Raw genomic sequence first — 24,611 nt, 5'->3', positions numbered from 1 at the left:
AAAGAAGGCGGCTAAACCGGAGGGGGCCGCGCTATAACCCATATGGGCGGCCATGTCAGCGCCGTCGAGCTAAGGCGTATGAGCGACGTTTCACCCCCAGCCCTGGTAGCGCTTTTGGCGCCGGCGCGTTTGCCCAAGGGTGCGCGCAAGGACGCGCTTGGCCTAATCGCTAAAGTTGCGGGTGGCGGGCTGGTGCGCGACCTCGTGTTCCTGCCGCCAAACAGCGCGATCGACCGGCGCCTGCGTGTGCCGATCGCGGAGACGCAGGACGGCGACATCGCGACGATCGAAGCCGAGGTCGACGGCTATGCGCCGGCTTACAAGAATCTGCCGCATCGCATTCGGCTGCGTGATGAGACGGGCTTTCTCTCGGTCGCGTATTTTCGCGGCAACAAGGAGATGTTCGAGCGCATGTGGCCCGTCGGCCAGAAGCGTTTGGTCAGCGGCACGGTGACATTTTACGACGGTATGCGGCAGATGCTGCATCCAGATCATGTGGTCGATCCAGATCGCGGCGAAGCGCCGCCGCCGGTGGAGCCGGTTTATCCGCTCACACAAGGGCTCGCGGGACGGACGTTGTCGCGAACTATCCTGGGCGCGCTCGATACCGTGCCGGAAGCGCCGGAATGGTTGGAGCCTTCCACGGTGAAGGCGCACGACTGGCCGGATTTTCGCACGGCGCTGGAGCACATGCATCGGCCGACGTCGCCGGAAGATGTGGCGCCGGAAAGCGCGTTCCGTATGCGCTTGGCTTATGACGAATTGTTCGCGCGGCAATGTGCGTTGCGGCTGAGGCGCCAGCATCGTCGCAAAGAGCCTGGGCGCGCGGTGACGGGCGATGGCGCTCTGGCGGACAAGATCCTCGCCAGCCTCCCCTTCGCGCCGACGGGCGCGCAAACGCGTTCGGTGAAGGAGATTTACGCCGATATGGCCGAGCCTGCGCCGATGCTGCGCTTACTGCAGGGCGATGTGGGTTCGGGCAAGACTTTGGTGGCGGCGTTGGCGATGGCGCGTGCGGCTGAAGCTGGGCTGCAAAGTACGATGATGGCGCCTACGGATTTGTTGGCGCGTCAGCATGGCGTGACGTTGCAGCCCTTGCTGGAAGCGGCCGGCATCTCGATGGCGGTGCTGACGGGGCGCGACAAGCCGAAGGATCGGCGCGCGATCATGGAGAAAATGGCGTCCGGCGAGATCGCGGTCGTCGTCGGCACGCATGCGCTGTTTCAGGACGATGTGAGTTTCAAGGATTTGGGGCTGATCGTGATCGACGAACAGCATCGCTTTGGCGTGTCCGATCGCATGCGTATGGTGGCCAAGGGTTTTGCGCCGCACGTGCTGGTGATGAGCGCCACACCGATTCCGCGCACGCTGGCGCTTTCCATTCATGGCGACATGGACATTTCAATCTTGGACGAGAAGCCGCCGGGGCGCCAGCCGATCCGCACGGTGGCGATGCCGTCCACACGTGCGCACGAGATCATGGATGCAATCCGCGAAGCGACGGCGCGCGGTGAGCGTGCGTATTGGGTGTGCCCGCTGATCGAGGAGAGCGAGGCGGTCGATCTGGCGGCGGTCGAGGATCGTTACGAGGAATTGAAGGCGCTGTTCGGCAAGGGCGTGGAGATCGTGCACGGGCGCATCTCCCCTGCTGCGCGCGAGCAGGCGATGGAGCGGTTTCGCTCGGGCGAATCCACCGTAATGGTGGCGACGACGGTGATCGAAGTCGGCGTCAACGTGCCGGAAGCGACGATCATGGTGATCGAGCACGCCGAGCGCTTCGGCTTGGCGCAATTGCACCAATTGCGCGGCCGCGTTGGCCGCGGCGACAAGCGTGGATCGTGCATTTTGCTTTGGAAGCCGCCGATTGGGCCGGCGGCGAAAGAGCGACTGGATACGATTCGGCAGAACGATGATGGCTTCGCGATCGCCGAGACGGATTTCAAAATGCGCGGCGCCGGCGACGTGCTGGGCACGCAGCAATCAGGGCTGCCGCCGTTCCGGCTGGTCTCGCCCGAGGCGCATGCGGACATGCTCGGCGCGGCCGACAAGGAAGCGCGGCTCGCCATTGAGCGCGATCCGGACCTGAAAACGCCGCGCGGCCAAGCCGTGCGTCTGGTGCTCAACATCTTTGGCTACGCCGACGCCGCCGAATTGGCGCGTTCTGGTTGATTTTTGCGCGCGCCCAGGCTTGATCCGCCCATGAGCCAGAACCCGCCCATCTCCGCCTATATCCGCACCAAGAACGAGGAGCGGATGATTGGCGATGTGATCCGCGCCGCACAACAGGTCGTATCCGAGGTCGTGCTCGTAGATTCCGGCTCAACCGACAAGACGATCGAGATCGCCGAAGGCTTAGGTGCGCGCGTGGTGCGCAGCGCGTGGCTGGGCGGCGGCAAACAGAAGCGGACCGGCGAAGACGCTTGCGTGCACGATTGGCTGCTCGATCTCGACGCCGACGAAATCGTGACCCCGGAGCTGGCGGCGGAAATTCGCAACGTATTCGCCAAGGGTGCGCCGAATGTGGGCGCGTTCGAGATGATGATGGCGACGGCGCCGCCGATCAGTGGCGATTGGCGCGATTTCTATCTGGTGGATCGGCGCAAGCTTTATGACCGCCGCGTCGTGCGTCAGCCGGATCATCCGAATTGGGATCAATTCAAGGTTCCGGATGGCGTCGCTGTGGGGAAGCTTGACGGCCGCCTGCTGCACTATTCGTTCCGCGACCTCGCGCAACTGGAAGAGAAGTTCAATCGCAATTCGTCCGGCCGCGCGCGCGACACGAAGCTGAAGCCGTTCTGGCAGTGCGCGTTGCGTATGGTGCTGGCGCGGCCGTTTTATTTTTTGAACCATTATGTCTTGCGCGGCATGTGGCGCGCGGGCTGGTACGGCTTTGCGATGGCCTCGATTGCGGCGCACGGGCGCTGGCTGAAAGACGCGAAGATGGTGGAAATCCATCTGCGCAATCGCGACGCGGCGAAGGATGACTGACGCGCCGGCGATTGTCTGGTTGCGGCAGGATTTGCGGCTGGGCGACAATCCCGCGCTGCGGGCCGCGATCGAGACCGAGCGGCCCCTGGTTTTGCTTTATGTGCTGGATGACGAGACGCCGGGGCCGTGGCGCTTGGGCGGCGCGTCGCGTTGGTGGTTGCACAAAAGCTTAAGCGCGCTGAGCGCTGACATTGAGAAGCGCGGCGCGCGCTTGGTGTTGCGCAAGGGCGCGGCGGCGAAGGTTTTGCCGAAGCTGGTGAAAGACATTGGCGCGGGGGCGGTGTTTTGGAACCGTTGTTATGAGCCGTACGCGATCGCGCGCGATAAGGCGCTGAAAGAGAAGTTAAGCGCAGCTGGTGCGGAGGTGCAGAGCTTTAACGGTGCTCTTCTGAATGAGCCGTGGGTGGTGAAAACCAAGACCGGTGAGCCGTTCAAGGTGTTCACGCCCTATTGGCGCGCGGCGCAGCAAATACCTGAGCGGCGCGCGCCGGCGCCTACGCCCAAGAAACTCAATGGCCTTGCTGGCGATGTCGCGAGCGATCGAGTGGCGGATTGGAAGCTGCTCCCGACTAAGCCGAACTGGGCGACGGGGTTCGATCCGGAATGGAATCCGGGCGAAGCCGGTGCGCTTGCAGCCCTACGACTATTCATTGAGTTGCGCTTGAGCGGTTACGCGGAAGCGCGCGACCAGATGGGCGCGCACACGACCTCGCGCCTCTCCCCGCATTTGCACTTTGGTGAAATCTCGCCGGTGCAAATTCGCGCGGCGATCGAGAGGGCTGCTCACGAGGCGCCGGCGCTGCAGCGTGGCGCAGACAAATTCATGTCCGAGATTGGCTGGCGCGAGTTTTCGACCAATCTGCTCTTCCATTGGCCGACGCTGCCGCAAGCAAATTGGCGCGACACTTTCGATGCCTTTCCGTGGCGCGACGACAAGGAGGCGCTGCGCGCCTGGCAGCGCGGGCAAACGGGTTATCCAATCGTCGATGCGGCGATGCGTGAGCTCTGGGTCACGGGCACGATGCACAATCGCGCGCGCATGATCGCGGCGTCGTTTCTGATCAAGCATTTGCTGATCGATTGGCGGCGCGGCGAAGAATGGTTCTGGGATACGTTGCTGGACGCGGACCTCGCGAACAATGCTGCGTCCTGGCAATGGGTGGCCGGTTCGGGCGCCGATGCTTCGCCTTATTTCCGCATCTTCAATCCGGTCACGCAGGGCGAGCGCTATGACGCTGATGGCGAATATGTGCGCCGCTGGGTCCCTGAATTGGCGAAACTGCCGAATGATGTGCTGCACAAGCCTTGGGAAGCTGACCCTGTCACGTTGAAGGCCGCTGGCGTGGAATTGGGCCGGACGTATCCGCGTCCCCTGGTGGATCATGCCGCCGCCCGCGCTCGCGCTTTAGAAGCCTTCGCCAGCCTCAAATCCGAGGCCTGAGCCCGCGCGTAAGAGTTCGAGCGGCTGTCGCAGAACTTTTATCCACAGACGGGATCACCTACATTGAAGCCTATGGACCATCTGCCTGCCTCTGCGCCGGCTCAACCGGCCCGCGCCACCGCCGCCGCGATCCATCGCTTGAAGGCGCCCGCGCGCGCCAAGGCCGTGTTGTTGGCGCTGCTCAACATCAAAGGTGGCGCGATCGACATTTCGACGCCCACCGGCGAAACGCTGCGCTTCGGCGACGATGATCGCGCGCCGATCGCGCTCATCGTGAAAGACTATCGCTTCGCCAATCGCGTCTTGAAGAATGGCGATATCGGCTTCGCGGAAAGTTGGATGTCGCACGAATGGGAAACGTCCGATCTCTCCGCCCTGCTCACTTTGCTCGCTGACAATATCGAGCGCTTCAAGCGCGTGTTCGAAGGAAGTTTCTTCGGCAAGGCGATGAATTGGGTGCGTCACCTGTCGCGCGATAACACGCGCGAGGGATCGCGGCGCAACATTCATGAGCATTACGATCTGGGCAATCGCTTTTACGAAGCCTGGCTCGATCCTTCCATGACGTATTCGTCTGCCCGCTTTGATGCGACTGTGGCCGATCTGGAAGCCGGTCAACGCGCGAAATACAAGGCGCTGGCCGAGCATTTGGATTTGAAGCCCGGCGATCATGTTCTGGAGATTGGCTGTGGCTGGGGTGGTTTTGCCGAATTCGCGGCGCGCGAGTACGGCGCGCGGGTGACGGGCATCACCATCAGTGAGGAGCAGCTCGCTTACGCCAAGGCGCGGATCGAGCGCGCGGGTTTGTCCGATCGCGTTGATATTCGCATCCAGGATTATCGCGATGTCGAAGGCCAATTCGACAAGGTCGCGTCGATCGAGATGTTCGAGGCCGTGGGCGAACGGCACTGGTCGACCTATTTCGGCAAAATCGCCGATGTGCTCAAACCTGGCGGTCGCGCGGCGCTGCAAATCATCACGATCAAGCACGACCTGTTCGAGGCGTACCGTACGCGTGCGGATTTCATTCAGCGCTACGTGTTTCCCGGCGGCATGTTGGCGAGCGTCGAGCGGCTGAAGGAAGAGACCGCGAAGGCGGGGCTTGCCTGGCGCAAGGCCGAAGCGTTCGGCCAATCCTATGCGGTGACCTTGGCGGAATGGTCGCGGCGCTTCCAAGCCAAGTGGAACGATATTCGCGCCATGGGCTTCGACGAACGGTTCAAGCAGCTTTGGCTGTTTTACCTCTCCTATTGCGAGGCCGGCTTCCGGACCGGACGCACGGACGTGGTCCAATTGCAATTGGCCAAGCCCGCTTAAGCGTTCCTAATGGGCGGCTGTAGTTGAAGCGCGCGGCCGGGCGGCATAGCGTCCGGCCATGAGCAAAGCCCCCGATCCGATTGTCTCCCCCACCTGGTTGGCGGAGCGCCTTGAGGCGCCCGATATGCGCGTCGTGGACGCGACCTGGTTCCTGCCGGGCGATGAGCGCAACGCGAAGGCCCTCTACGAAGAGCGGCGGATCCCGGGCGCTGTGTTCTTCGACATCGATGAGATCGCCGATACGGACTCGCACCTGCCGCACATGCTGCCCTCGCCGGAGAAGTTCGCCTCGCGCATGCGCAAGCTTGGCATCGGCGATGGCGCGCGCGTTGTCGTGTACGACAATCAGGGACTGTTCTCGGCGGCGCGCGTGTGGTGGACGTTCCGCGTGATGGGGCACGAGGATGTCTCAGTGCTCGACGGCGGCTTTCCGGCTTGGGAGCGCGGCGGCTTTCCGATTGACGGCCATCCGCCGGCGACGCGGGCGGAGCGGCATTTCACGGCGCGCTATCGCGGCGATCTGGTGCGCAATGCATCCGATGTGCGCAAAGCGATCGCCGACGCCAAGACCATTCTAGATGCGCGCCCCGCACCACGCTTTCGCGGCGAGACGCCCGAACCGCGCGCGGGTTTGAAGAGCGGGCATATGCCTGGCGCACGTTCGTTGCCGGCCGGGAGCTTGATCAACGAGAACGGTTCGCTCCGCTCCAAGGAAGAATTGGAGGAGCTGTTTGCCGCCGCCGGCGCTGATCCATCGCAACCGGCGATCTGCTCGTGCGGCTCGGGCGTGACAGCGGCGATCATCGCGTTGGCGCTCGCGCGGCTTGGGCATTGGGACGCTGCGATCTATGACGGCGCGTGGGCGGAATGGGGCGCGCTGCCCGACGCGCCGATCGCGACGGGTGCGTAATGGCTGGGAAAGATTTGGACTTGTCGAAGCTACGCGTTGAAACGCGCCTCGCGCTCGCGGGGCGCGATCCGGCGCGGCACGACGGCGGCGTGAACCCCGCGATCCACCGCGCGACCACGCTCGTGATCGAAGACACGGGCGATCTCTACAACACGCCCCAAAAGACCTACGCGCTTGAAGGCATGGCGGTGCAGGACGCGTTGAAGGTTGCGCTGCTGGCGATCGAGGGCGGCGCGGCAGTCACGCTGGCGCCTTCGGGCTTGGGCGCGTGCACGCTGGCGCTGATGACGATCGCGCGGGCGGGCGGCGAATTGCTGGTGGTGGATTCCGTCTATGGGCCGACAAGGCGCTTCTGCAACACGGTGCTGCATCGCTTGGGTGTGCGCACAACGTATTTCGCTCCTCACATTGGCGGCGACATCGCTGGGTTGATCAACGAGAACACGTGCGGCGTGTTTCTGGAATCGCCGGGCTCGATCACGTTTGAGGTGCAGGACGTGCCGGCGATCGCGGCGGCGGCAAAGGCGCGTGGCGTGCCGACGATCCTCGATAATACGTGGTCTGCGGGGCTTTACTTCAAACCGTTCGAGCACGGTGTCGATCTCTCCGTGCAGGCGCTGACCAAGTATCAAGCCGGCCACGCTGACGCGTTCATGGGCGCGGTGCTCTCGGCGACGCCACAGATGGGCGAGCGCGTGAAGGCGACCTACAAGCAGCTGGGCTTGGGCGCTTCGCCCGATGATGCGTATCTGGTGTTGCGCGGCATGCGTTCGCTGAGCGTGCGGCTGGAGCGGCAAGCAGCGTCCGGTTTGCAGATTGCGCGCTGGCTGGAGACGCGGCCCGAAGTGGCGCGTGTGATCCACCCTGCTCTACCGTCGCATCCCGATCACGCGATCTGGAAGCGCGATTTCACCGGTGCGGCAGGCGTGTTCGGCGCGGTGCTGAAACCGGTCGCTGCGGCGAAGCTCAAAGTGATGCTAGAGACCTATGCGCTCTTCTCGATGGGGTTCTCATGGGGCGGCTATGAGAGTTTGATCATCCCGTGCGACGACAATATCACGCGCACGGCCAAGCCGTGGAAGGCCGAAGGGCCGTTGGTGCGCTTGTCGATTGGCCTGGAGCATCCGGGCGATCTGATCGCGGATCTTGCGCAAGGCTTCGCGCGCCTCGCGTGATGGCGACCCCGGCGTGACTCGAACACGCAACCGTCCGCTTAGAAGGCGGATGCTCTATCCAGTTGAGCTACGGGGCCATCGGAGGCGAATAGGGAGGAGCGAAGGGCGAATAGTCAAGCGCGCGCGGCGTGCCGTATTCGCTACGCACCATTCGCTATTCGCTTTCAGTGTGACCAGGGTTCGCGTCTTTTGAACGCGAAATTGTCGCCGTAGGCGCGCGGTTGGCGCTTGGTTTCTTCGGGTTCGATCACTTGGTGCGGGATCGCGTGCGCGCGTGCGAATTCGATCGCGGCTTCCTTGGTGTCGAACGACATGCGGACTTGGCCGTTCGGATCGGCGCCGCTGATCCAGCCCATGAGCGCATCCGGACGCGGCGCGTCGGCGAGCACGAATTCGAGCCGCCACTTTTTGGTGGTCGCCTTGCCAGATTGCATCGCGTTCTTCGCGGGCCGGTAAATCTTCGCCAGCATGTCTGCCCTCTTCTCAGCCGTGGCTACACAAACCGCCCTAAATTGAAAAGGGCGGCCCCTGCGAGCCGCCCTTCAAAGCCTATGGCGTCTTGCCTCAGGCCATTGCGTCCTTGAGCGCTTTGCCTGGCTTAAAGCGGGCTTTGCGGCCGGCCGGCACTTTCACCTCTTCACCGGTTTGCGGGTTACGTGCGGTGCGGGCGGCAGTCTCTTTCACGTCGAACACGCCGAACGCGGGCAGACGCACTTCGTCGCCCTTCTTCAAGGCGTTGGTGAGGGCGTCGAACACGGCGTTGACAGCCTCTTCGGCCTTCAGCTTGGACTCGCCCATACGCTCGGCCACATCGGCGACCAATTCTGCTTTGTTCATTTTGAACCCCCTCGCGACCGAGAAAATTTGAACCGCGTTCGCTAAGCCGATTCTGCTTGCGGCGCGCGCTATAGTTGGACGCTAGGGGTAATTCGCTGCCGTGTGCAAGCTTGCTGCAGTGCGAAAATGCCGTGAAAACACTGCAAATCGCGCGCTACGCGCCCCCTAATGGGGGCGCGCGCCTTCACGGCCTTCGCTGGAACCATCAGCGCGACGGTTCTCGGCGAGTTCGTCCTCTTCCGACCATTCGACCGGCGTCAGCGGGCGCGTGAGCGCGCGCTGGAGCACTTCATCGACAGTGGAGACAGGCACGATTTCGAGGCCCTGCTTCACGTTCTCTGGGATGTCGGCCAGATCCTTCTCGTTGTCCTTCGGGATCAGCACGAGCTTCACGCCGCCACGTAGCGCCGCGAGCAGCTTTTCCTTCAGGCCACCGATCGGCAGCACACGACCGCGCAGCGTGATCTCGCCGGTCATGGCGATATCCTTGCGGATCGGCACGCCAGTGAGCACCGAGACGATCGCTGTCGCCATCGCCACACCTGCCGATGGACCATCCTTCGGCGTCGCACCCTCCGGTACGTGCACGTGGATGTCGCGCGAACGGAAGACGGGCGGCTTCACACCGAAGGCGATCGAACGCGAGCGGACGTAGGACGCCGCGGCCGAGATCGATTCTTTCATCACGTCGCGCAAATTGCCGGTGACCGTCATCGCACCTTTGCCAGGCATGGCGACGGCTTCGATCGTCAGAAGATCGCCGCCGACTTCCGTCCAGGCAAGGCCCGTGACGACGCCGACTTGGTCTTCAAGATCGGTTTCACCGAAGCGATATTTCCAGACGCCGGCGTAATCTGGCAGGTTCGCCGCCGTGATGTCGACCTTGTCCGTCTGCTTCTGCTCAAGCTGACGCACCGCCTTGCGCGCGAGGTTGCCGATTTCGCGTTCGAGCGATCGCACGCCGGCTTCGCGCGTGTAGCGACGGATCAGATCGCGCAGCGCATCTTCGCTGACCGTGAACTCCGCCTTCTTCAAGCCGTTGTTCTCGTATTGCTTCGGCAGCAAGTGCTTCTTGGCGATCTCGAGCTTTTCATCCTCGGTGTAGCCCGGGATGCGGATGATCTCCATGCGGTCCAGCAAGGGCTGGGGCATGTTGAGACTGTTGGCCGTGGTGATGAACAACACGTCCGAGAGATCGTAATCTACTTCGAGATAGTGGTCGTTGAACGTCGAGTTTTGCTCCGGGTCTAACACTTCGAGCAGAGCCGCCGCCGGATCGCCGCGATAATCGGCGCCAAGCTTGTCGATTTCATCGAGCAGGAAGAGCGGATTGGAGCTCTTGGCCTTCTTCATCGATTGGATCACGCGACCTGGCATCGAGCCGATGTATGTGCGGCGGTGACCACGGATTTCCGCTTCATCGCGCACGCCGCCGAGCGACAGACGCACGAAGTCGCGACCCGTTGCCTTGGCGATCGAACGGCCAAGCGAGGTCTTACCCACGCCAGGCGGGCCGACGAGGCAGAGGATCGGGCCACGCAGTTTGTTGGTGCGCGCTTGCACGGCGAGATATTCGAGGATGCGGTCTTTGACCTTCTCCAAGCCGTAGTGATCTTCATCGAGCACGTTTTGCGCGGCTTCGATATCCTTCTTGACCTTCTTCTTCACGCCCCAAGGGAGCGAGAGCAGCCAGTCGAGATAATTGCGCACGACGGTCGATTCCGCCGACATCGGCGACATCTGACGAAGCTTCTTCATTTCCGCTTCGGCCTTCGCCTTGGCTTCCTTGGAGAGCTTTGTGTTCTTGATGCGCGCTTCGAGCTCGGCGATGTCTTCGCGGCCGTCCTCGCCGTCGCCCAGCTCGCGCTGGATCGCCTTCATCTGCTCGTTCAAATAATATTCGCGCTGCGTTTTCTCCATCTGACGCTTCACGCGGTTGCGGATCTTCCGCTCCACTTGAAGCATGCCGATCTCACCTTCGATGAGCTGCAAGATGCGCTCGAGGCGTTGCGGCACGTCGGAGAGTTCGAGCAGCGCTTGTTTGTCCGGGATCTTCACGCTGAGGTGGCCCGCTATCGAGTCCGCCAAACGCGCGGGCTCCGTGATCGAGGTGATCGCCTGTGTGACTTCCGGTTGGACCTTACGCGAGAGCTTCACGTAATTGTCCCATTGGTCGGTCACGGCGCGTGCGATCGCGCGCGCTTCCGGCGTGTCCTCGTTGGTTTCTTCGAGCGGTTCGATCTCGGCTTCGAAGAACTCGTCGTTGCTTTCAAAGCGCGTGATGCGCGCGCGTTGACCGCCTTCGACCAGCACGCGCACCGTGCCGTCAGGCAGCTTCAGCAATTGCACGACGGTCGCGACCGTACCCACCATGAAGATGCGGTCGGTCGAGGGCTCGTCCTCTGACGCGTCCATTTGCGCGGCAAGCAGGATTTGCTTGTCCTTGCGCATGACCTCGTCGAGCGCGCGCACGGATTTCTCGCGGCCTACGAAAAGCGGCGCGGCCATCTTTGGATAGACCACGATGTCGCGCAGCGGCAGGACGGGAAGAACGCGGCTGTCAGCCATGATTTTCTCCTTTGGGAGCGCCGCAGTCTGAACTCAGCCCCACGACGCGCCCAGCGTTAACGAATGAAAAGGTGGAGCCGTTCGCGCGCACCTTCAAGGGCGCCGAATGGCCTAGTGTGTGGATGTGCGTGATCATTCCGCGTCCGAGTGCGGAACCTTTCGCGTTACACGTTCAGATGGGCTTCAGTTCAGCCAGCCGACTGGGCGCCCGCAGGACGCTCCGAGTGGATTTGTAACGGCTTGGCGCGGCCTTCGACCACGTCAGCCGAGACCACCACCTCCTCGACGGAAGTCATCGTCGGCAGCTCGAACATGGTGTCGAGCAGCAGGCCTTCGAGAATTGAACGCAAGCCACGTGCGCCCGTCTTGCGCTGGATCGCCTTCTTCGCGATCGCCGAGAGCGCTTCGTTCGGGAACGTGAGCTTCACGTTCTCCATTTCGAACATGCGCTGATATTGTTTCACCAGCGCGTTCTTCGGCTCGGTGAGGATGGTGATGAGCGCCGGCTCATCGAGATCCTCAAGCGTTGCCAGCACAGGCAGACGGCCGACGAATTCTGGAATCAGGCCGAACTTCAAAAGATCGTCCGGCTCGATTTCGCGCAGGATTTCGCCTGTGCGGCGATCTTCTTCGCTGCGCACCTTGGCGCCAAAGCCCATCGCCGAGCCCTTGCCGCGCGCGCTGATGATCTTGTCGAGACCAGCGAAAGCGCCGCCGCAGATGAACAGGATGTTCGTCGTGTCGACTTGCAGGAATTCTTGCTGTGGATGCTTGCGACCACCCTGCGGAGGAACGGACGCCACCGTGCCTTCCATGATCTTCAGCAGCGCTTGCTGCACGCCCTCGCCCGACACGTCGCGCGTGATGCTCGGGTTGTCGGACTTGCGCGAAATCTTGTCGACTTCGTCGATGTAAACGATGCCGCGTTGCGCGCGTTCGACGTTGTAATCGGCGGCCTGCAGCAACTTCAGAATGATGTTCTCGACGTCTTCACCGACATAACCGGCTTCGGTGAGCGTCGTGGCGTCAGCCATCGTGAACGGCACGTCGATGATACGCGCGAGCGTTTGCGCGAGCAGTGTCTTGCCGCAGCCCGTCGGGCCGATCAGCAGGATGTTCGACTTCGCAAGTTCTACGTCGGAATTCTTCGAAGCGTGATTGAGACGCTTATAATGGTTGTGGACGGCGACGGAGAGCACGCGCTTGGCGTGATCTTGGCCGACGACGTAATCGTCCAGAACGCCTTTGATCTCTTTCGGAGAAGGCACGCCTTCCTTCGACTTCACAAGCGAGGTTTTGTGCTCCTCGCGGATGATGTCCATGCAGAGCTCGACGCATTCATCGCAAATGAACACCGTCGGGCCCGCAATAAGCTTGCGAACCTCGTGCTGGCTCTTGCCACAGAACGAGCAATAGAGAGTGTTCTTGGACTCTCCGCTGGCTGCGCCTTTGCTCATGCACGATCCTCTACGGGCGGGGTTAGCCCAATCTGTATATAGGAAAGCGGCAGCCTGATGGCTCCTATCCCCCTGTCACAGATGGTTGACCACGATCCCTTTCAAAAAGGTTCACCAAACCCAGCCGCCCTGGCCGGGCTATACGACCATAGCAAGGATGGGGCCGCAAGCGGGCCCGGCGCCAGCTATAGTCCGGATTCTACTGCGAAATGCCATGTATTGGGGCTGATTTCGCAGACTGACGGCAGCGCTGGGTGCGCCAGCCTAGTCCGAAACGAGAACGGCCGCCGTCTCTAAACGCGACTCAGCCGCCTTCCGGCAGCTCGCGGCGTTCGTAAACGCGATCCACGATGCCCCACGCCTTGGCCTCCTCGGCGGTCAGGAAGTGGTCGCGATCGAGCGTCTTTTCCACCACGTCGTACGGCTGGCCCGTGTGCTTGACGTAAATCTCGTTCAAGCGGCGCTTGGTATAGAGGATGTCCTCGGCATGGCGCTCGATGTCCGAAGCCGGACCGCGGAAGCCGCCGGACGGCTGGTGCAGCATCACGCGCGCGTTCGGCAGGCAGATGCGGAGATCCTTCTCCCCGGCCGCTAGCAGCAACGAACCCATCGAAGCGGCCAAGCCCATGCAGACAGTCGAAACCGGGCTGCGGATGTATTGCATGGTGTCGTAGATCGCGAGACCGGCGGTGACGTAGCCGCCTGGGCTGTTGATATACATAGCGATTTCACGCTTCGGGTTCTCGGATTCCAAGAATAGAAGCTGTGCCGTGATCAACGCCGCTTGGACGTCGTCGATGCCGCCGCTGACGAAGATGATCCGCTCTTTGAGAAGGCGGGAGAAAATGTCGTAGCGCGACGAGCCACGGCTGGTGGTCTCCTCCACGCTCGGAATCACAATTCCCGTCATTCGTTCGATCGGATCGTACATGCTGTTCCTCGTGCGGGCATGGAGCCCCGGCGCGCAGCCGACTCATGCCGGTTGCGTTGGCCTCATATTTGACGCTCGAACGCGGGCCGCAAGCCCTCCCAACTGCGCGAGGCGTTAGGATGCTGGCGCTTAACCCTTTTTCGTAACCGGCGCTTCGTCGTCAGCGAAGAGTTCTTCGCGGCTGACGGTCTCTTTCTTCACGTCGACCAGCTCGAGCACGTAATCCACAACCTTCTCTTCGTAGAGCGGCGCGCGGACTTGGGCGACCAGCTGCGGATTGCGCTGATACGCTTGGAAGATTTGTTGCTCTTGGCCCGGGAATTGGCGGGCTTGGGCGGAGATGGCCTGCGCCACTTCCTGGTCGCTCACTTCTACCTTGTGGCGCTCGCCGATTTTGGCCAGCAGCAGGCCCAGGCGCACGCGGCGCTCGGCGATGGCGCGGTATTCGCCCTTCAGCTCGTCGTCGCTCTTGCCTTCATCGGTCGGGTCAAGACGGCCAGCCTTCTTGTCGGCTTCGACCTGGCGCCAGATTTGGTTGAACTCTGCTTCCACCATGCGCGGCGGCAGATCGAAGCTGTGCGCGGCGTCGAGCTTGTCGAACAAAGCGCGCTTGGCCTTCGCACGTGATTGCTGATTGTGCTCGCTCTCGATGCGCTCGCGGAGCGCGGCCTTCAGCGAGTTCAGGCTGTCAAAGCCGAGTTGCGTCGCCCAAGCGTCGTCCGGGGCGCCCTCTTTGGGCGCGCGCACGGTCTTCACCTTGGTTTCGAATTCGGCGGCTTTGCCCTTCAGATTTTCAGCCGGATAATCATCCGGGAAATTGACCTTCAGCGTGCGCTCGTCACCGGCCTTCGCGCCGATGAGTTGCTCTTCGAAACCCGGAATGAATTGCTTCGAGCCGATCACGACTTGCGCGTCGTTGGCGGCGCCGCCGTCAAACGCTTCGCCGTCGATGCGGCCGAGGAAATCGATCACCACCGCGTCGCCGTCCGCGGCCGCGCCGTCCTTATCTTCAAAGCCGCGATTGGCTTTGGCGATGATGTCGAGTTGCTCTTCGACTTGCTCGTCGGCGACAGCGGTCGTCGGGCGCACAATCGAGATCGTTTTCAGATCGACCGGCTCAAAGTCCGGCATGATTTCGAGCGAGAGTTCGAATTGAAGGTCGGCCTTGCCGGCGACGACTTCATTGATGTCGCTCTTCAGGTCGAGCGACGGCTCGGAGGCCGGCTTTGCGTTGACCTTCTCAAGGCCTTCGCGCGTCGAGTTCTGAACCGTCTCGTTGATGATGTCCTGCATCATCGACGGGCCGTACATCTTGCGGATATGGGACGGCGGCACCTTGCCCGGACGGAAGCCATTCAGGCGCACACGCGGCTGCACTTCCGCAATCTTGGCGTTGAGCTTTTGCTGCAATTCAGCCGCCGGAACGACGACATCATAAACGCGCAGGAGACCTTCGGAACGGCGCTCGGTGAGCTGCATGATCTGGGCTTTCGACATTATGCTTGGACCGCTGCAAATCCTTTGCCGACGGCCGGGGTGTTCAGGAAAGCGGGGCTTATTGCACGCTCGATTTGGCCTGTCCACGCGGCCCAATGCGCTAACCAATATTGGTCTTACCAGCGCGAAGGCTGGTGCGGACGGCGGGAGTCGAACCCGCACGCCTTGCGGCGCTGGAACCTAAATCCAGTGCGTCTGCCAGTTCCGCCACGTCCGCACGAAGCGGCGTCTTTAGGGGCAAGGCCGGCGGGCGTCTATGGCCCGCCCTCTCCTTAATTCCAGCCGCTCGAGGCAGCTTCGGCGGCGACCTCGTTGGTCGGGCGCGCGATCAGGCCGTTTTGGGTGATGCGCACCTCGTAACGGCCGCCATCCGACATCGGCATGTAAGCGCCTGAGCCATAGAGCGTGTCGACGACCGGCAATTGCTGGCTGTATTCACGCGCAACCGGCCACAAATCGATGCCGCTTTGGCGTTCCGGGCGAATGTCGAACGCGCTCCGCTCAGACGAAAGCTCCTGTTGGGTATCGATATACCGCCCCGAGAAACGATCCAAGCGATATTGCGCGTTCAGGCCCAGCACGTTGGCCCACGGCTTCCATTTTAGAACCCGTGCTTCCAAGCGCCATTCGTCGCCGTGAACTTGGAAGGTGCGTGTAATGCCTTGCGGCGCTTCCTCAGTCGGCGGCTCGACGACTGTCGCTTCGAAGAGCTGCGGCCCGAGCTGGCGCGTCTCGATAGTGGCGACCGGGCGATCCCAGGTCAGGCGCTGATAGGTCTGAATGTTGAGGCCCAGAAGGCCAACGATCGCGCCGATCCCGAGGAAGACCGCGCCGCCGAGAACGCCGCGCCCGCCTTTGAACGGCCGGCCGCGGAACATCCAACCCAGGCCGCTGAGCGCGATCGCTAAACCGATCACGGCTACGAAGCCCGGGATAATCCACCACCACCAAACCATGCTCGTCCCCTTTTGGCGCTGTCCCGCGCACAGGGTTAACCGAAAAACTGGGGCGGAAATAGCTCAGATCAACGAACGTCGTCAGCGGCGCCCGTCTCTTTTGCCAATGCCTTCAAAATAGACGGCAAAATCTCGGGCAAGTCCTCCGCAATCAGCCCTGGACCAAGCGCCTCGCCGCATTTGCCGTGGAGCCAGGCCCCTGCTGCTGCGGCGGCGAAGGACCCCATGCCCTGCCCGATCAGGCCGGCGATCAGGCCTGCGAGCACATCGCCTGAACCTGCGGTTGCGAGATAGGGCGAACCCGTCGTGTTGATGACCGCGCGCCCATCGGGATGCGCAATCAACGTGTCCGGCCCTTTGAGAAGCACGATCGCACCAGCGCGCACCGATGCAGCGCGCGCGGCGGCGATGCGATCTTCGGCGCTGATGTCCGGGAAGAGACGCTTGAACTCGCCCAGGTGCGGCGTGAGCACGTCGCGCGGATCAAGCTTGTATGTCATCGGCGCGAGCAGTGTTAGCGCATCGGCGTCGAGCACAATCGGAAAGCGCTTCGGCGCGTTCAGCGCAGCATCCAGATGTGTCTTGTACAAATCACCCAAGCCGAACGCTGGGCCGATCACGAGGCAATGCGCTTCGCTAGCGGCGCGTGCGTAGTCTTCACCGCCTTTGGCTTCGCGCAACATGATCGCCGTAAGCTGCGCGGCATTCTCCGACATCGCGTCGCTTGGACTGAGCACAGTCGAGAGCCCAGCGCCTACGCGCAGAGCGGCCCGCGCAGAGAGACGTGCGGCGCCGGTGCGCCCGTGGCCGCCGCTGGCGCTGATGACGTGACCGCGTGCGTGCTTGTGTGCGTCGACGCGCGGCCAAGGAAAGCGCCACAAAGCGGAAGAGTTTTCGAAAATGCTCGTGTTTTGCGCTGAAACCACGCGATCCGGCACGCCGATATCAGCAACGACGATTTCACCGCAAAGCGCGCGACCGGCTGCGAAGACGTGCGCCGGCTTCTTGCGCACAAAGGTGATGGTGAGCGCGGCTTGAAAAGCGACGTCGTCAAGGGCGCGGCCGGTGTCGCCCTCAAGGCCGCTCGGCGTATCGACAGCAATAACGCGTTCGCGCGGCAAGCTGAGCGCCAGGCGCTTGGCCACGCCGTCCAGCGGACGCGTGAGGCCGGCGCCGAATAACGCGTCGACATAGAGCGCTGCGTCCGGCGTTTCGCCAGTGAGCGGATAGGTGTCGCCAAGCCAACGCGCGGCGGCGAGTGCGGCGTCGCCATGCAGTGCTTCGCGTGGCACGAGCGAATGCACGGTCGCGGGCCAGCCAGCCTCATGCAGCACGCGCGCGGCAACCCAACCGTCGCCGCCATTGTTGCCGGGGCCGCAGAGCACGGCGACGGGACGCGGACTGAAGCGCGCCATGATGGCATGCGCCACCGCGGCGCCTGCGTTCTCCATCAGGGTCAGCGTGGGCACACCGGCGGCCGCAGCGGCGGCGTCGATCGCGCGCATCTGGGCGACGGAGATGATTTCGCTGCTCAAGGCGCTGGTCTCGTTCCTGTGAATATTTCGGTGTAGTGCCGGATTTCCTTCGCCTGCCATACCCTATCGCCTGTTACGTGGGCGCCGGCGCCTTTCTGGCGGGCGCCACTGTCGCGCCAAGGCCAGGAGGCTGTGTGTCACCTTTCCGAGTCAGGCCCGGGAGTCCAAGAGGAACCGTACTTGAAGCGCGCGGAGTTGGGAGCGCCCACATGAAAAAGATCGAAGCCATTATCAAACCGTTCAAATTGGACGACGTCAAAGAAGCGCTGCAAGGCATCGGCCTGCAGGGCATGACCGTCGTGGAAGCCAAGGGCTTCGGTCGCCAGAAGGGCCACACTGAACTCTATCGCGGCGCTGAATACGTCGTCGATTTTCTGCCGAAGCTGAAGATCGAACTCGTGGTCGGCGACGATCAGGTCGATGCGGCATTGGAGGCCATTCAAACCGCCGCCAAAACCGGCAAGATCGGCGACGGCAAGATTTTCGTGCTCGACGTGCTAAACGTCGTCCGCATCCGCACCGGCGAAACCGGGGCCGCGGCCGTCTAAGGCGCTTCTCACACGATCCAGTTTGAGGGCCGCGCCGGACCGAGCCGCGCGCGGCCCGCTTTGCGACAACAATAACACTCGGTGGAGTATCCGATGTCTGACGAAATTCTGAAGCTGATCAAGGACAAGGAAGTCCAATACGTTGATCTGCGCTTCAACGACCTTCGCGGGAAAATGCAACACGTCACCTTCGACGTCAGCATGATCGACAAAGACATCTTCACCGAAGGCACGATGTTCGACGGGTCTTCGATCGCCGGTTGGAAGGCGATCAATGAATCGGACATGGTCATGCGCCCTGACCCAAAAGGCGCGCACATCGATCCCTTCTACCAGCAAACCACGCTCGCACTGTTCTGCGACATTCTCGAGCCAGGCACGCTGCAGCCCTATTCGCGTTGCCCGCGCGGTATTGCCAAGAAGGCGGAAGCGTATGTGAAGTCGTCGGGCGTCGGCGACGTGGCTTATTTCGGCCCGGAAGCCGAGTTCTTTGTGTTCGACGACGTGCGTTGGTCAACCGATCCAAACAACACGGGCTATTCGTTCGACTCCACCGAATTGCCGTACAATACGGGCCGCGCTTATGAGGGCGGCAATCTCGGCCATCGTCCTGGCCCGAAGGGCGGCTATTTCCCGGTGCCGCCGATCGACTCGCTGCAAGACATGCGCGGCGAGATGCTCGAAATCATGGGCCAGCTCGGCCTGAATCCAGAAAAGCATCACCACGAAGTCGCGCCCGCGCAGCACGAACTTGGTCTCAAGTTCAACACGCTGACGACGATGGCCGACAACATGAACTTGTATAAGTACATCATCCACCAAGTGGCTGCTTCGTACGGCAAGTCCGCGACGTTTATGCCGAAGCCCTATTTCAAGGACAACGGCTCGGGCATGCACGTGCACATGTCGATCTGGAAGGGCGGCAACAACACGTTCGCCGGCGATCGCTACGCCGATCTGAGCGAGAATTGCCTGTATTATATCGGCGGCGTGATCAAACACGCGAAGGCGATCAACGCGTTCGCGAACTCGACGACGAACTCGTACAAGCGTCTCGTACCCGGCTATGAAGCGCCGGTGTTGCTCGCCTACTCGGCGCGCAACCGCTCGGCGTCGTGCCGCATTCCGCACGGTACGGGCGCGAAGGCCAAGCGGGTGGAAGTCCGCTTCCCCGATCCGGCTGGCAACATGTACTTGACGTACGTCGCGCTGCTGATGGCCGGCCTCGACGGCATTCAAAACAAGATCCATCCAGGCGACCCGCTCGACAAGAACCTATACGACCTACCGCCCGAAGAGCTGAAGGAAGTGCCGCACGTGGCGAGTTCGCTGCGTGAAGCCCTCGCCGCGCTCGATCGCGACCGCGATTTCCTGCTGAAGGGCGGGGTCATGAGCGACGATCTGATCGACGCCTACATCGACCTGAAGAAGGAAGAACTCGACCGCTTCGAAACCCACCCGCACCCGGTGGAATTCGACATGTACTACAAGGCGTAATCGAGCCGACTACGAGGAATCGCGACGGGCCGGAGAGCAATCTCGGGCCCGTTTGCTTTTGCGGCCCGCGTACGCCAGCGGCCAGGCCAATGGCTATCCATTCTCAACTATAGGTATAAGCACACTGACAGTATATCTAGCCTCCTGGATGGAGCCGGATAAGTGCTGGACAGTATTGTCCATATATTTCGGCTGCCTATGCCAATAGTAAGACTCGATTAAGCACGCCCAATCACTTTCCCCACGGCGTTCACATACCGCAAGAACGCGATTGATCTAGATCATCTTTGGGGGGCACAATGCTGGGTCTGCAGAATGGCGGCGCCGCTGCTGATATACTTAAGGCGCTCGACCGCTCGCTCGCTGTGATCGAATTCGATGCGTCGGGTCACGTGCTCACCGCCAACGTCAATTTCTGCAAGGCGATGGGCTACGACCTTTCGGAGATCAAAGGCCGACATCACTCGATGTTCGTCGATCCGGATTACGCGCGTAGCAACGAGTACAACACGTTCTGGCAACGCCTTGGTCGCGGCGAGTTCGACGCGCGCGAATACCGCCGCATCGGCAAAGGCGGCAAGGATGTGTGGATCCAGGCGTCGTATAATCCGGTCTTGAACGCTAAAGGTGTTGTCACGCGCGTCGTCAAAGTGGCGACCGACATCACTGCCGAGAAGCTGAAGAACGCCGAATTCGAAGCCAAGCTCAACGCCATTAGTCGCGTCCAGGCCGTGATCGAGTTCACGCCGAGCGGCGAAGTGATCTTCGCCAACCAAAATTTCTGCGACACGCTGGGCTATCGCCTCGAAGAGATCAAAGGCCAGCACCACCGCCTGTTCGTTGATCCGACCTACGCGAATTCCGGCGAGTATCGCGAATTCTGGATGACGCTGAACCGCGGTGAATACATGGCCGCCGAATACAAGCGCTTCGGCAGGGGCGGCAAAGAGGTTTGGATTCAGGCCTCGTACAATCCGGTGTTCGACTTGAAGGGCAAGGTGATGAAAGTGGTGAAGTTCGCCACAGACATCACGGGCCGCGTGCGCGCGGTGAACGATGTGGGTTCGGCATTGGCGCGCTTGGCCGAGAATGATCTCGCCCAACGCATCGATGGCGCCTTCTCGCCCGAGTTTGAGAAATTGCGCACCGACTTCAACGCAGCGCTCGAACAATTGCAGCAGACCATGCGTGACATCACGATGGGCACGCAGGTGATCCAGTCGAGCGCCAGCGAAGTCGCGAGCGCCGCGGAAGACCTAGCGCGCCGGACCGAGCAACAAGCCGCGAGCCTCGAAGAGACCGCTGCCGCGGTTGAAGAGATCACCTCCACGGTGAAGAAGGCCGCCGAGGGTGCGGCACACGCCCAACGCATCGCCTCCGCCGCCGATGATGGTGCGCGCGCGGCGTCCAAGGTCGTCAATGGCGCGGTGGAAACGATGGGCGCTATTGCAACCTCCGCCCAGCAGATCAGTCAGATCACGGGCGTGATCGATGAGATCGCCTTCCAAACCAATTTGCTCGCACTGAACGCCGGCGTCGAAGCGGCGCGCGCTGGTGAGGCCGGGCGCGGCTTCGCCGTGGTCGCGCAGGAAGTGCGCGCGCTTGCGCAACGCTCAGCAGAGGCGGCGAAGGAGATCAAATCGTTGATCGCCACCTCTTCGGACCTGGTGGAAAGCGGCGTGCAGCGTGTTGGCGAGACGGGCCATTCACTGGAACGCATCGTCGGACAAGTGAGCGAGATCGCTAATCTCGTGACTGAGATCGCCGCCGGCGCCTCGCAGCAATCGACGGCGCTGCAGGAAGTCAACGAGGCGGTCTCCGGGATGGATCGGATGACGCAGCAGAATTCAGCGATGGTGGAGGAATCCACGGCGGCGGCGCATTCGCTCTCAAACGAAGCGACGCGGGTTGCGGAAGTCGTTGGCCAGTTCAAGATTGGCGAACCACCGCGTGCGAATGGCCGGCCCACAATCGTCGCCGAACGCGGCGAACGCGACGCACATCGCCCTGCGCCGCGTAAAGTCGCGAACGGCGGCGCTACCGAGTGGCAGGAATTCTGATCACCGATAGCAAGTCATAAGTGGGCTGGAGAGGAATCTCCGGCCCATTTATTGTGCATGGCTCGGGCGAAACGCGAGGGCGCGGGCATGCGCTTGATCGACGAACATCGGCGCTAGACGCACTTCAAGCGCGTTGGCGCGTTGGATCGCGTGCAGATCGCCGGCGCGGCCGGCAGTGAGAAACCAGAACAACGCCTCGGCCTCATTCTGCGCGACCCCACGCCCCTCCTCGTAGAGAACCGCAAGATTGTATTGGCTATCGACCACGCCTTGTTCGGCGGCTTGGCGAAACCAGCGGAACGCAGCGGCATCGTCGGCGGAGACGCCTTCGCCGCGCGCATAATAGACGCCGAGATCGTGCATAGCGCGACTATCGCCGGCGCTGGCGGCGCGCTCGGTCCATTCGCGCGCAAGCGTGAGATCGGTGGCGACGCCTTCGCCGTGCTCGTAGAGCTTGGCGAGCTGATATTGGGCTGGTGCGAAGCCGCTCTCTGCCACAGCGCGCAATTGGCTGACGCCCGTCTCCACGTCGCCGCGCGCGAGCGTTTGCAGCGCGGCTTCGAATTGATGTGCGGGCGAAAGCGGCGTGCGCGTGGCAGGCGCCATCGGCGCTAATGTGGGCGTGGCGATTTCGGGCGCAGGTATTGGCGCAGCGGCGGCAGCTTCGCGTTGCGCCTGCGCGTACCAAACGCCGAACGCAGCAAGCATCAGCACGCAGGCGACGGCGCGGATCAGGCCAGGACGACCGCGGCGCACATGCTTCGCTTGTACGCGCGCGACGTCGGAGATCGCGGCCTCGCGCGCTTTTGCCAGCGCCTCCTCTTCTTCGGACGGCGCAAGTTGCACGAGTTCAAGCGGCGCGGCCTCGGCGCGGAACGTGAATGGGCGCGGGCCTTCAAGTGAGGCGGCTTCGCACGTCGGTTTCGGCGCCTCGAACGGCGCGATCTCGATGGGCGACAGCGCGCCCACGTCGGCCCTTGCTTCGGGTGCGGCCGTCGTCACGTCCGGCGCGACCGGCGCAGGCGGATCGGCGTCGGCGGGGACGGGGACGGGCGATTTCGCACTGCGCGACAGCGCTTGGAGCGGTTGCTTCTTGCGATCAGCCGTTTCGCGCCCGGTCAGCATCGTCGCGAGTGTGTCGATCGTGGTCGCCGCTTTGGAGCGCGGCGCGCTTTGGCCGAGCGCCTGGCGTGCGACTTCGGCGACGCCGAACACCTCCGGTTCGAAAGCGAACGTGGCGACGGGACTGGTCTTCAGCGTTTCCGTGAAATCCTTGGCTGCGATTTCCGGGCGCTTGGCGACGCCCGTCATCGACAGGACAACGAATGGATCGGCATCGGCGGGACGTGCAGCGCGGAGCGCGTGCATGATGTGCTCGGCATTGCGGAGACTGGCGAGATCTGGGCTTGCGACGATGAGCACGTCATCGGCCGCTACAAGCGCTTGCTTCACCCACGGGCTCCAGGCGTGCGGCACGTCGAGCACGATGACGGGGCTGGTGCGCCGCACGCGAGCGATGAGATCGGTGGCGGCGTCGGCCGATGGCTCGAACAGACGCCGCAAGGTGGCCGGCGCGGTCAGCATGTTGAGTTTGCCGGCGAGCGCCGCGTCTTCGAGCTGAGATGGGGCCTCAAGGATATCGACCGCCGAGAGCGCGTTTTCCGTCGCGCTGTTGAAGGCGGCGGAGCCAAAGGCGACGTCGAGATCGAGCAGCGCCGTACCGACCTGTTGGCGCTCCGCGATCGTCCACGCGAGATTGTAGGCCAGCGTCGACGCGCCGACGCCGCCGCGTGCGCCGACGACGGCGATCACGCGCGCGTTGTCCCTTTCGGCGTAAAGCGCGCAAATCCCGCGCACGACTTCTTCGTCGCCGATCGGCGCCACGATGTATTGGCTGACGCCGCGGACCGCGAGATCACGCAACAGAGAGATGTCGTTCTCAGCGCCCAGCACGATGACGCGCGCGCCCTGCCCTAAGCATGGCGCCAGGCGATCGAGAGCGGCCAAAAGCGGATCGCGCTTCAAAGTGCTTTCGATGATCACGAGATCGGGCAGGCACACGCCGGCGTAACGGATCGCGGAGTCAACGCCGCCGGGTTCTGAATAAATCTCCGCTCGCGCCAAGCGGCGGTCCGTGGCGATGCGCGTGAGCATGTCGCCGGTTTCGACCCGATCCCAGCATGCGAGCACGGTGATGGCGGGCGCCGCGCGGACGGCCGCCTCATCTTCCGTGCGGGGCGTGCGCGGGAATGATTGCGCGGCGCGCGAATCGGCGAGCGGCCGCTCGTTCCTCGTGAGCAGCAATTCTGCGCGCTCGGGTGCGCGTTCTTCGTTCAGAACCGGCAGCGCGAGCGGCGGCTGGAAGCATTCGTCGCTTTCATCGGGCGCGTCGAACGGAGGCTCTTCCTCCTCGACTTCGAGTAAGATCACCTCGTCTTCAACGATGAGCTCAACACTCTCATCGCGCTCCGGCGCGGCGCCTGGCGCTTCAACGCTGGGCGCTGGCGCGGCGAAGACCGTCCCGTCTTCGTCGTCAAACTCGGGCGGTGCGTCGAAATCGCTGATATCTGGCGGATCGAAGGGCGGTTCGAAATCTTCGATCGCCTCAAGTGCAAACGCGGCGTTCACCAAGTCGTTTGCGTCCACGCACGACGGCGCCTCATCGAGCGGCGCACAGGTCGCGTCATTCGCGATCTCGACTGCGCCCTGGCGCATCAAACGGGCGCGTGTACGCGCCTTCTGTATGTGAGCTGTTCTTGCCAATGCCGCCCGCGCCCAATCGACAAGCTCCGCACGTCAAACGAGCGGAGCGCAGGGAACATTAAGCACTGTGTCTTTGCAATCGCGTTAGGAAACGGGGCTAACGCGCGTTCACCAACAGAACGGGCCGGAGA

Annotated in this window: 18 protein-coding genes and 2 tRNA genes; 9 read left to right on the top strand and 11 right to left on the bottom strand. The window is 62.5% G+C overall.

What is annotated here, in order from left to right:
- The first annotated feature begins 78 nt into the window (after positions 1 to 78).
- The 6 genes from recG to metC all read left to right on the top strand — a co-directional run bounded on the left by recG (position 79) and on the right by metC (position 7,831).
- A complete protein-coding gene (recG, locus tag EPJ54_RS02670; protein ID WP_167755539.1) occupies positions 79 to 2,169 on the top strand; it encodes an ATP-dependent DNA helicase RecG in 2,091 nt (696 codons plus the stop codon).
- Between the two features lie 30 nt (positions 2,170 to 2,199).
- On the top strand, positions 2,200 to 2,988 hold the full coding sequence (locus EPJ54_RS02665; RefSeq protein ID WP_135210117.1) for a glycosyltransferase family 2 protein: 789 nt from the start codon (positions 2,200 to 2,202) through the stop codon (positions 2,986 to 2,988).
- Positions 2,981 to 4,429, top strand: a complete 1,449-nt coding sequence (locus EPJ54_RS02660; protein ID WP_135210116.1) for a cryptochrome/photolyase family protein — start codon at positions 2,981 to 2,983, stop codon at positions 4,427 to 4,429. The genes EPJ54_RS02665 and EPJ54_RS02660 overlap by 8 nt, the downstream gene beginning before the upstream one ends.
- A 72-nt stretch (positions 4,430 to 4,501) precedes the next feature.
- Positions 4,502 to 5,746, top strand: coding sequence for an SAM-dependent methyltransferase (locus EPJ54_RS02655; protein WP_135210115.1), 1,245 nt, complete (start codon positions 4,502 to 4,504; stop codon positions 5,744 to 5,746).
- A 58-nt stretch (positions 5,747 to 5,804) separates the two neighbouring features.
- Positions 5,805 to 6,656, top strand: coding sequence for a 3-mercaptopyruvate sulfurtransferase (sseA, locus tag EPJ54_RS02650; RefSeq protein WP_135210114.1), 852 nt, complete (start codon positions 5,805 to 5,807; stop codon positions 6,654 to 6,656).
- Positions 6,656 to 7,831 (top strand): cystathionine beta-lyase, encoded by a 1,176-nt coding sequence (gene metC / locus EPJ54_RS02645; RefSeq protein ID WP_135210113.1) that lies wholly within the window; start codon positions 6,656 to 6,658, stop codon positions 7,829 to 7,831. The genes sseA and metC overlap by 1 nt, the downstream gene beginning before the upstream one ends.
- Here metC and EPJ54_RS02640 read toward each other — a convergent pair.
- From EPJ54_RS02640 to EPJ54_RS02595, 10 genes are all read right to left on the bottom strand, one after another.
- A tRNA-Arg gene (locus EPJ54_RS02640) sits at positions 7,832 to 7,908 on the bottom strand. It lies immediately after the preceding gene.
- 87 nt (positions 7,909 to 7,995) lie between these two features.
- Positions 7,996 to 8,301: an ETC complex I subunit gene (locus tag EPJ54_RS02635; RefSeq protein WP_135210112.1), complete on the bottom strand. Its 306-nt coding sequence runs from the start codon at positions 8,299 to 8,301 to the stop codon at positions 7,996 to 7,998.
- Positions 8,302 to 8,395: 94 nt separating this feature from the next.
- On the bottom strand, positions 8,396 to 8,668 hold the full coding sequence (locus EPJ54_RS02630) for an HU family DNA-binding protein (protein WP_135210111.1): 273 nt from the start codon (positions 8,666 to 8,668) through the stop codon (positions 8,396 to 8,398).
- A gap of 165 nt (positions 8,669 to 8,833) precedes the next feature.
- Positions 8,834 to 11,236: an endopeptidase La gene (lon, locus tag EPJ54_RS02625; protein WP_135210110.1), complete on the bottom strand. Its 2,403-nt coding sequence runs from the start codon at positions 11,234 to 11,236 to the stop codon at positions 8,834 to 8,836.
- 188 nt (positions 11,237 to 11,424) lie between these two features.
- Positions 11,425 to 12,693, bottom strand: a complete 1,269-nt coding sequence (gene clpX / locus EPJ54_RS02620; protein ID WP_135210109.1) for an ATP-dependent Clp protease ATP-binding subunit ClpX — start codon at positions 12,691 to 12,693, stop codon at positions 11,425 to 11,427.
- A gap of 304 nt (positions 12,694 to 12,997) precedes the next feature.
- Positions 12,998 to 13,624 carry an ATP-dependent Clp protease proteolytic subunit gene (locus EPJ54_RS02615; protein WP_135210108.1) on the bottom strand — a complete coding sequence of 209 codons (627 nt, stop codon included), beginning with the start codon at positions 13,622 to 13,624 and terminating at the stop codon, positions 12,998 to 13,000.
- A gap of 129 nt (positions 13,625 to 13,753) precedes the next feature.
- Positions 13,754 to 15,121: a trigger factor gene (tig, locus tag EPJ54_RS02610; protein ID WP_239590729.1), complete on the bottom strand. Its 1,368-nt coding sequence runs from the start codon at positions 15,119 to 15,121 to the stop codon at positions 13,754 to 13,756.
- Between the two features lie 132 nt (positions 15,122 to 15,253).
- Positions 15,254 to 15,338, bottom strand: a tRNA-Leu gene (locus tag EPJ54_RS02605).
- Positions 15,339 to 15,393: 55 nt separating this feature from the next.
- The gene (locus tag EPJ54_RS02600; RefSeq protein ID WP_135210107.1) at positions 15,394 to 16,077 is read right to left on the bottom strand and encodes a hypothetical protein; all 684 of its coding nucleotides are present in this window, start codon (positions 16,075 to 16,077) and stop codon (positions 15,394 to 15,396) included.
- 68 nt (positions 16,078 to 16,145) lie between these two features.
- Positions 16,146 to 17,612, bottom strand: a complete 1,467-nt coding sequence (locus tag EPJ54_RS02595) for an NAD(P)H-hydrate dehydratase (RefSeq protein WP_135210106.1) — start codon at positions 17,610 to 17,612, stop codon at positions 16,146 to 16,148.
- Between the two features lie 209 nt (positions 17,613 to 17,821).
- Here EPJ54_RS02595 and EPJ54_RS02590 point away from each other — a divergent pair, with 209 nt between their 5' ends.
- The 3 genes from EPJ54_RS02590 to EPJ54_RS02580 all read left to right on the top strand — a co-directional run bounded on the left by EPJ54_RS02590 (position 17,822) and on the right by EPJ54_RS02580 (position 21,717).
- A complete protein-coding gene (locus tag EPJ54_RS02590) occupies positions 17,822 to 18,160 on the top strand; it encodes a P-II family nitrogen regulator (RefSeq protein ID WP_135210105.1) in 339 nt (112 codons plus the stop codon).
- A gap of 93 nt (positions 18,161 to 18,253) precedes the next feature.
- Positions 18,254 to 19,657 (top strand): type I glutamate--ammonia ligase, encoded by a 1,404-nt coding sequence (gene glnA, locus EPJ54_RS02585; RefSeq protein ID WP_135210104.1) that lies wholly within the window; start codon positions 18,254 to 18,256, stop codon positions 19,655 to 19,657.
- A gap of 299 nt (positions 19,658 to 19,956) precedes the next feature.
- Entirely contained in the window at positions 19,957 to 21,717 is a 1,761-nt protein-coding gene (locus EPJ54_RS02580) for a methyl-accepting chemotaxis protein (protein WP_135210103.1), read from the top strand.
- Positions 21,718 to 21,765: 48 nt separating this feature from the next.
- Here the strand turns inward: EPJ54_RS02580 and EPJ54_RS02575 are convergent, their stop codons facing one another.
- Positions 21,766 to 24,432: an AAA family ATPase gene (locus EPJ54_RS02575; RefSeq protein ID WP_135210102.1), complete on the bottom strand. Its 2,667-nt coding sequence runs from the start codon at positions 24,430 to 24,432 to the stop codon at positions 21,766 to 21,768.
- Between the last annotated feature and the right edge of the window lie 179 nt (positions 24,433 to 24,611).

Source organism: Vitreimonas flagellata, from assembly GCF_004634425.1.
GTDB lineage: Bacteria > Pseudomonadota > Alphaproteobacteria > Caulobacterales > Aquidulcibacteraceae > Vitreimonas > Vitreimonas flagellata.
This window is presented reverse-complemented; position numbering and strand designations above follow the sequence as displayed.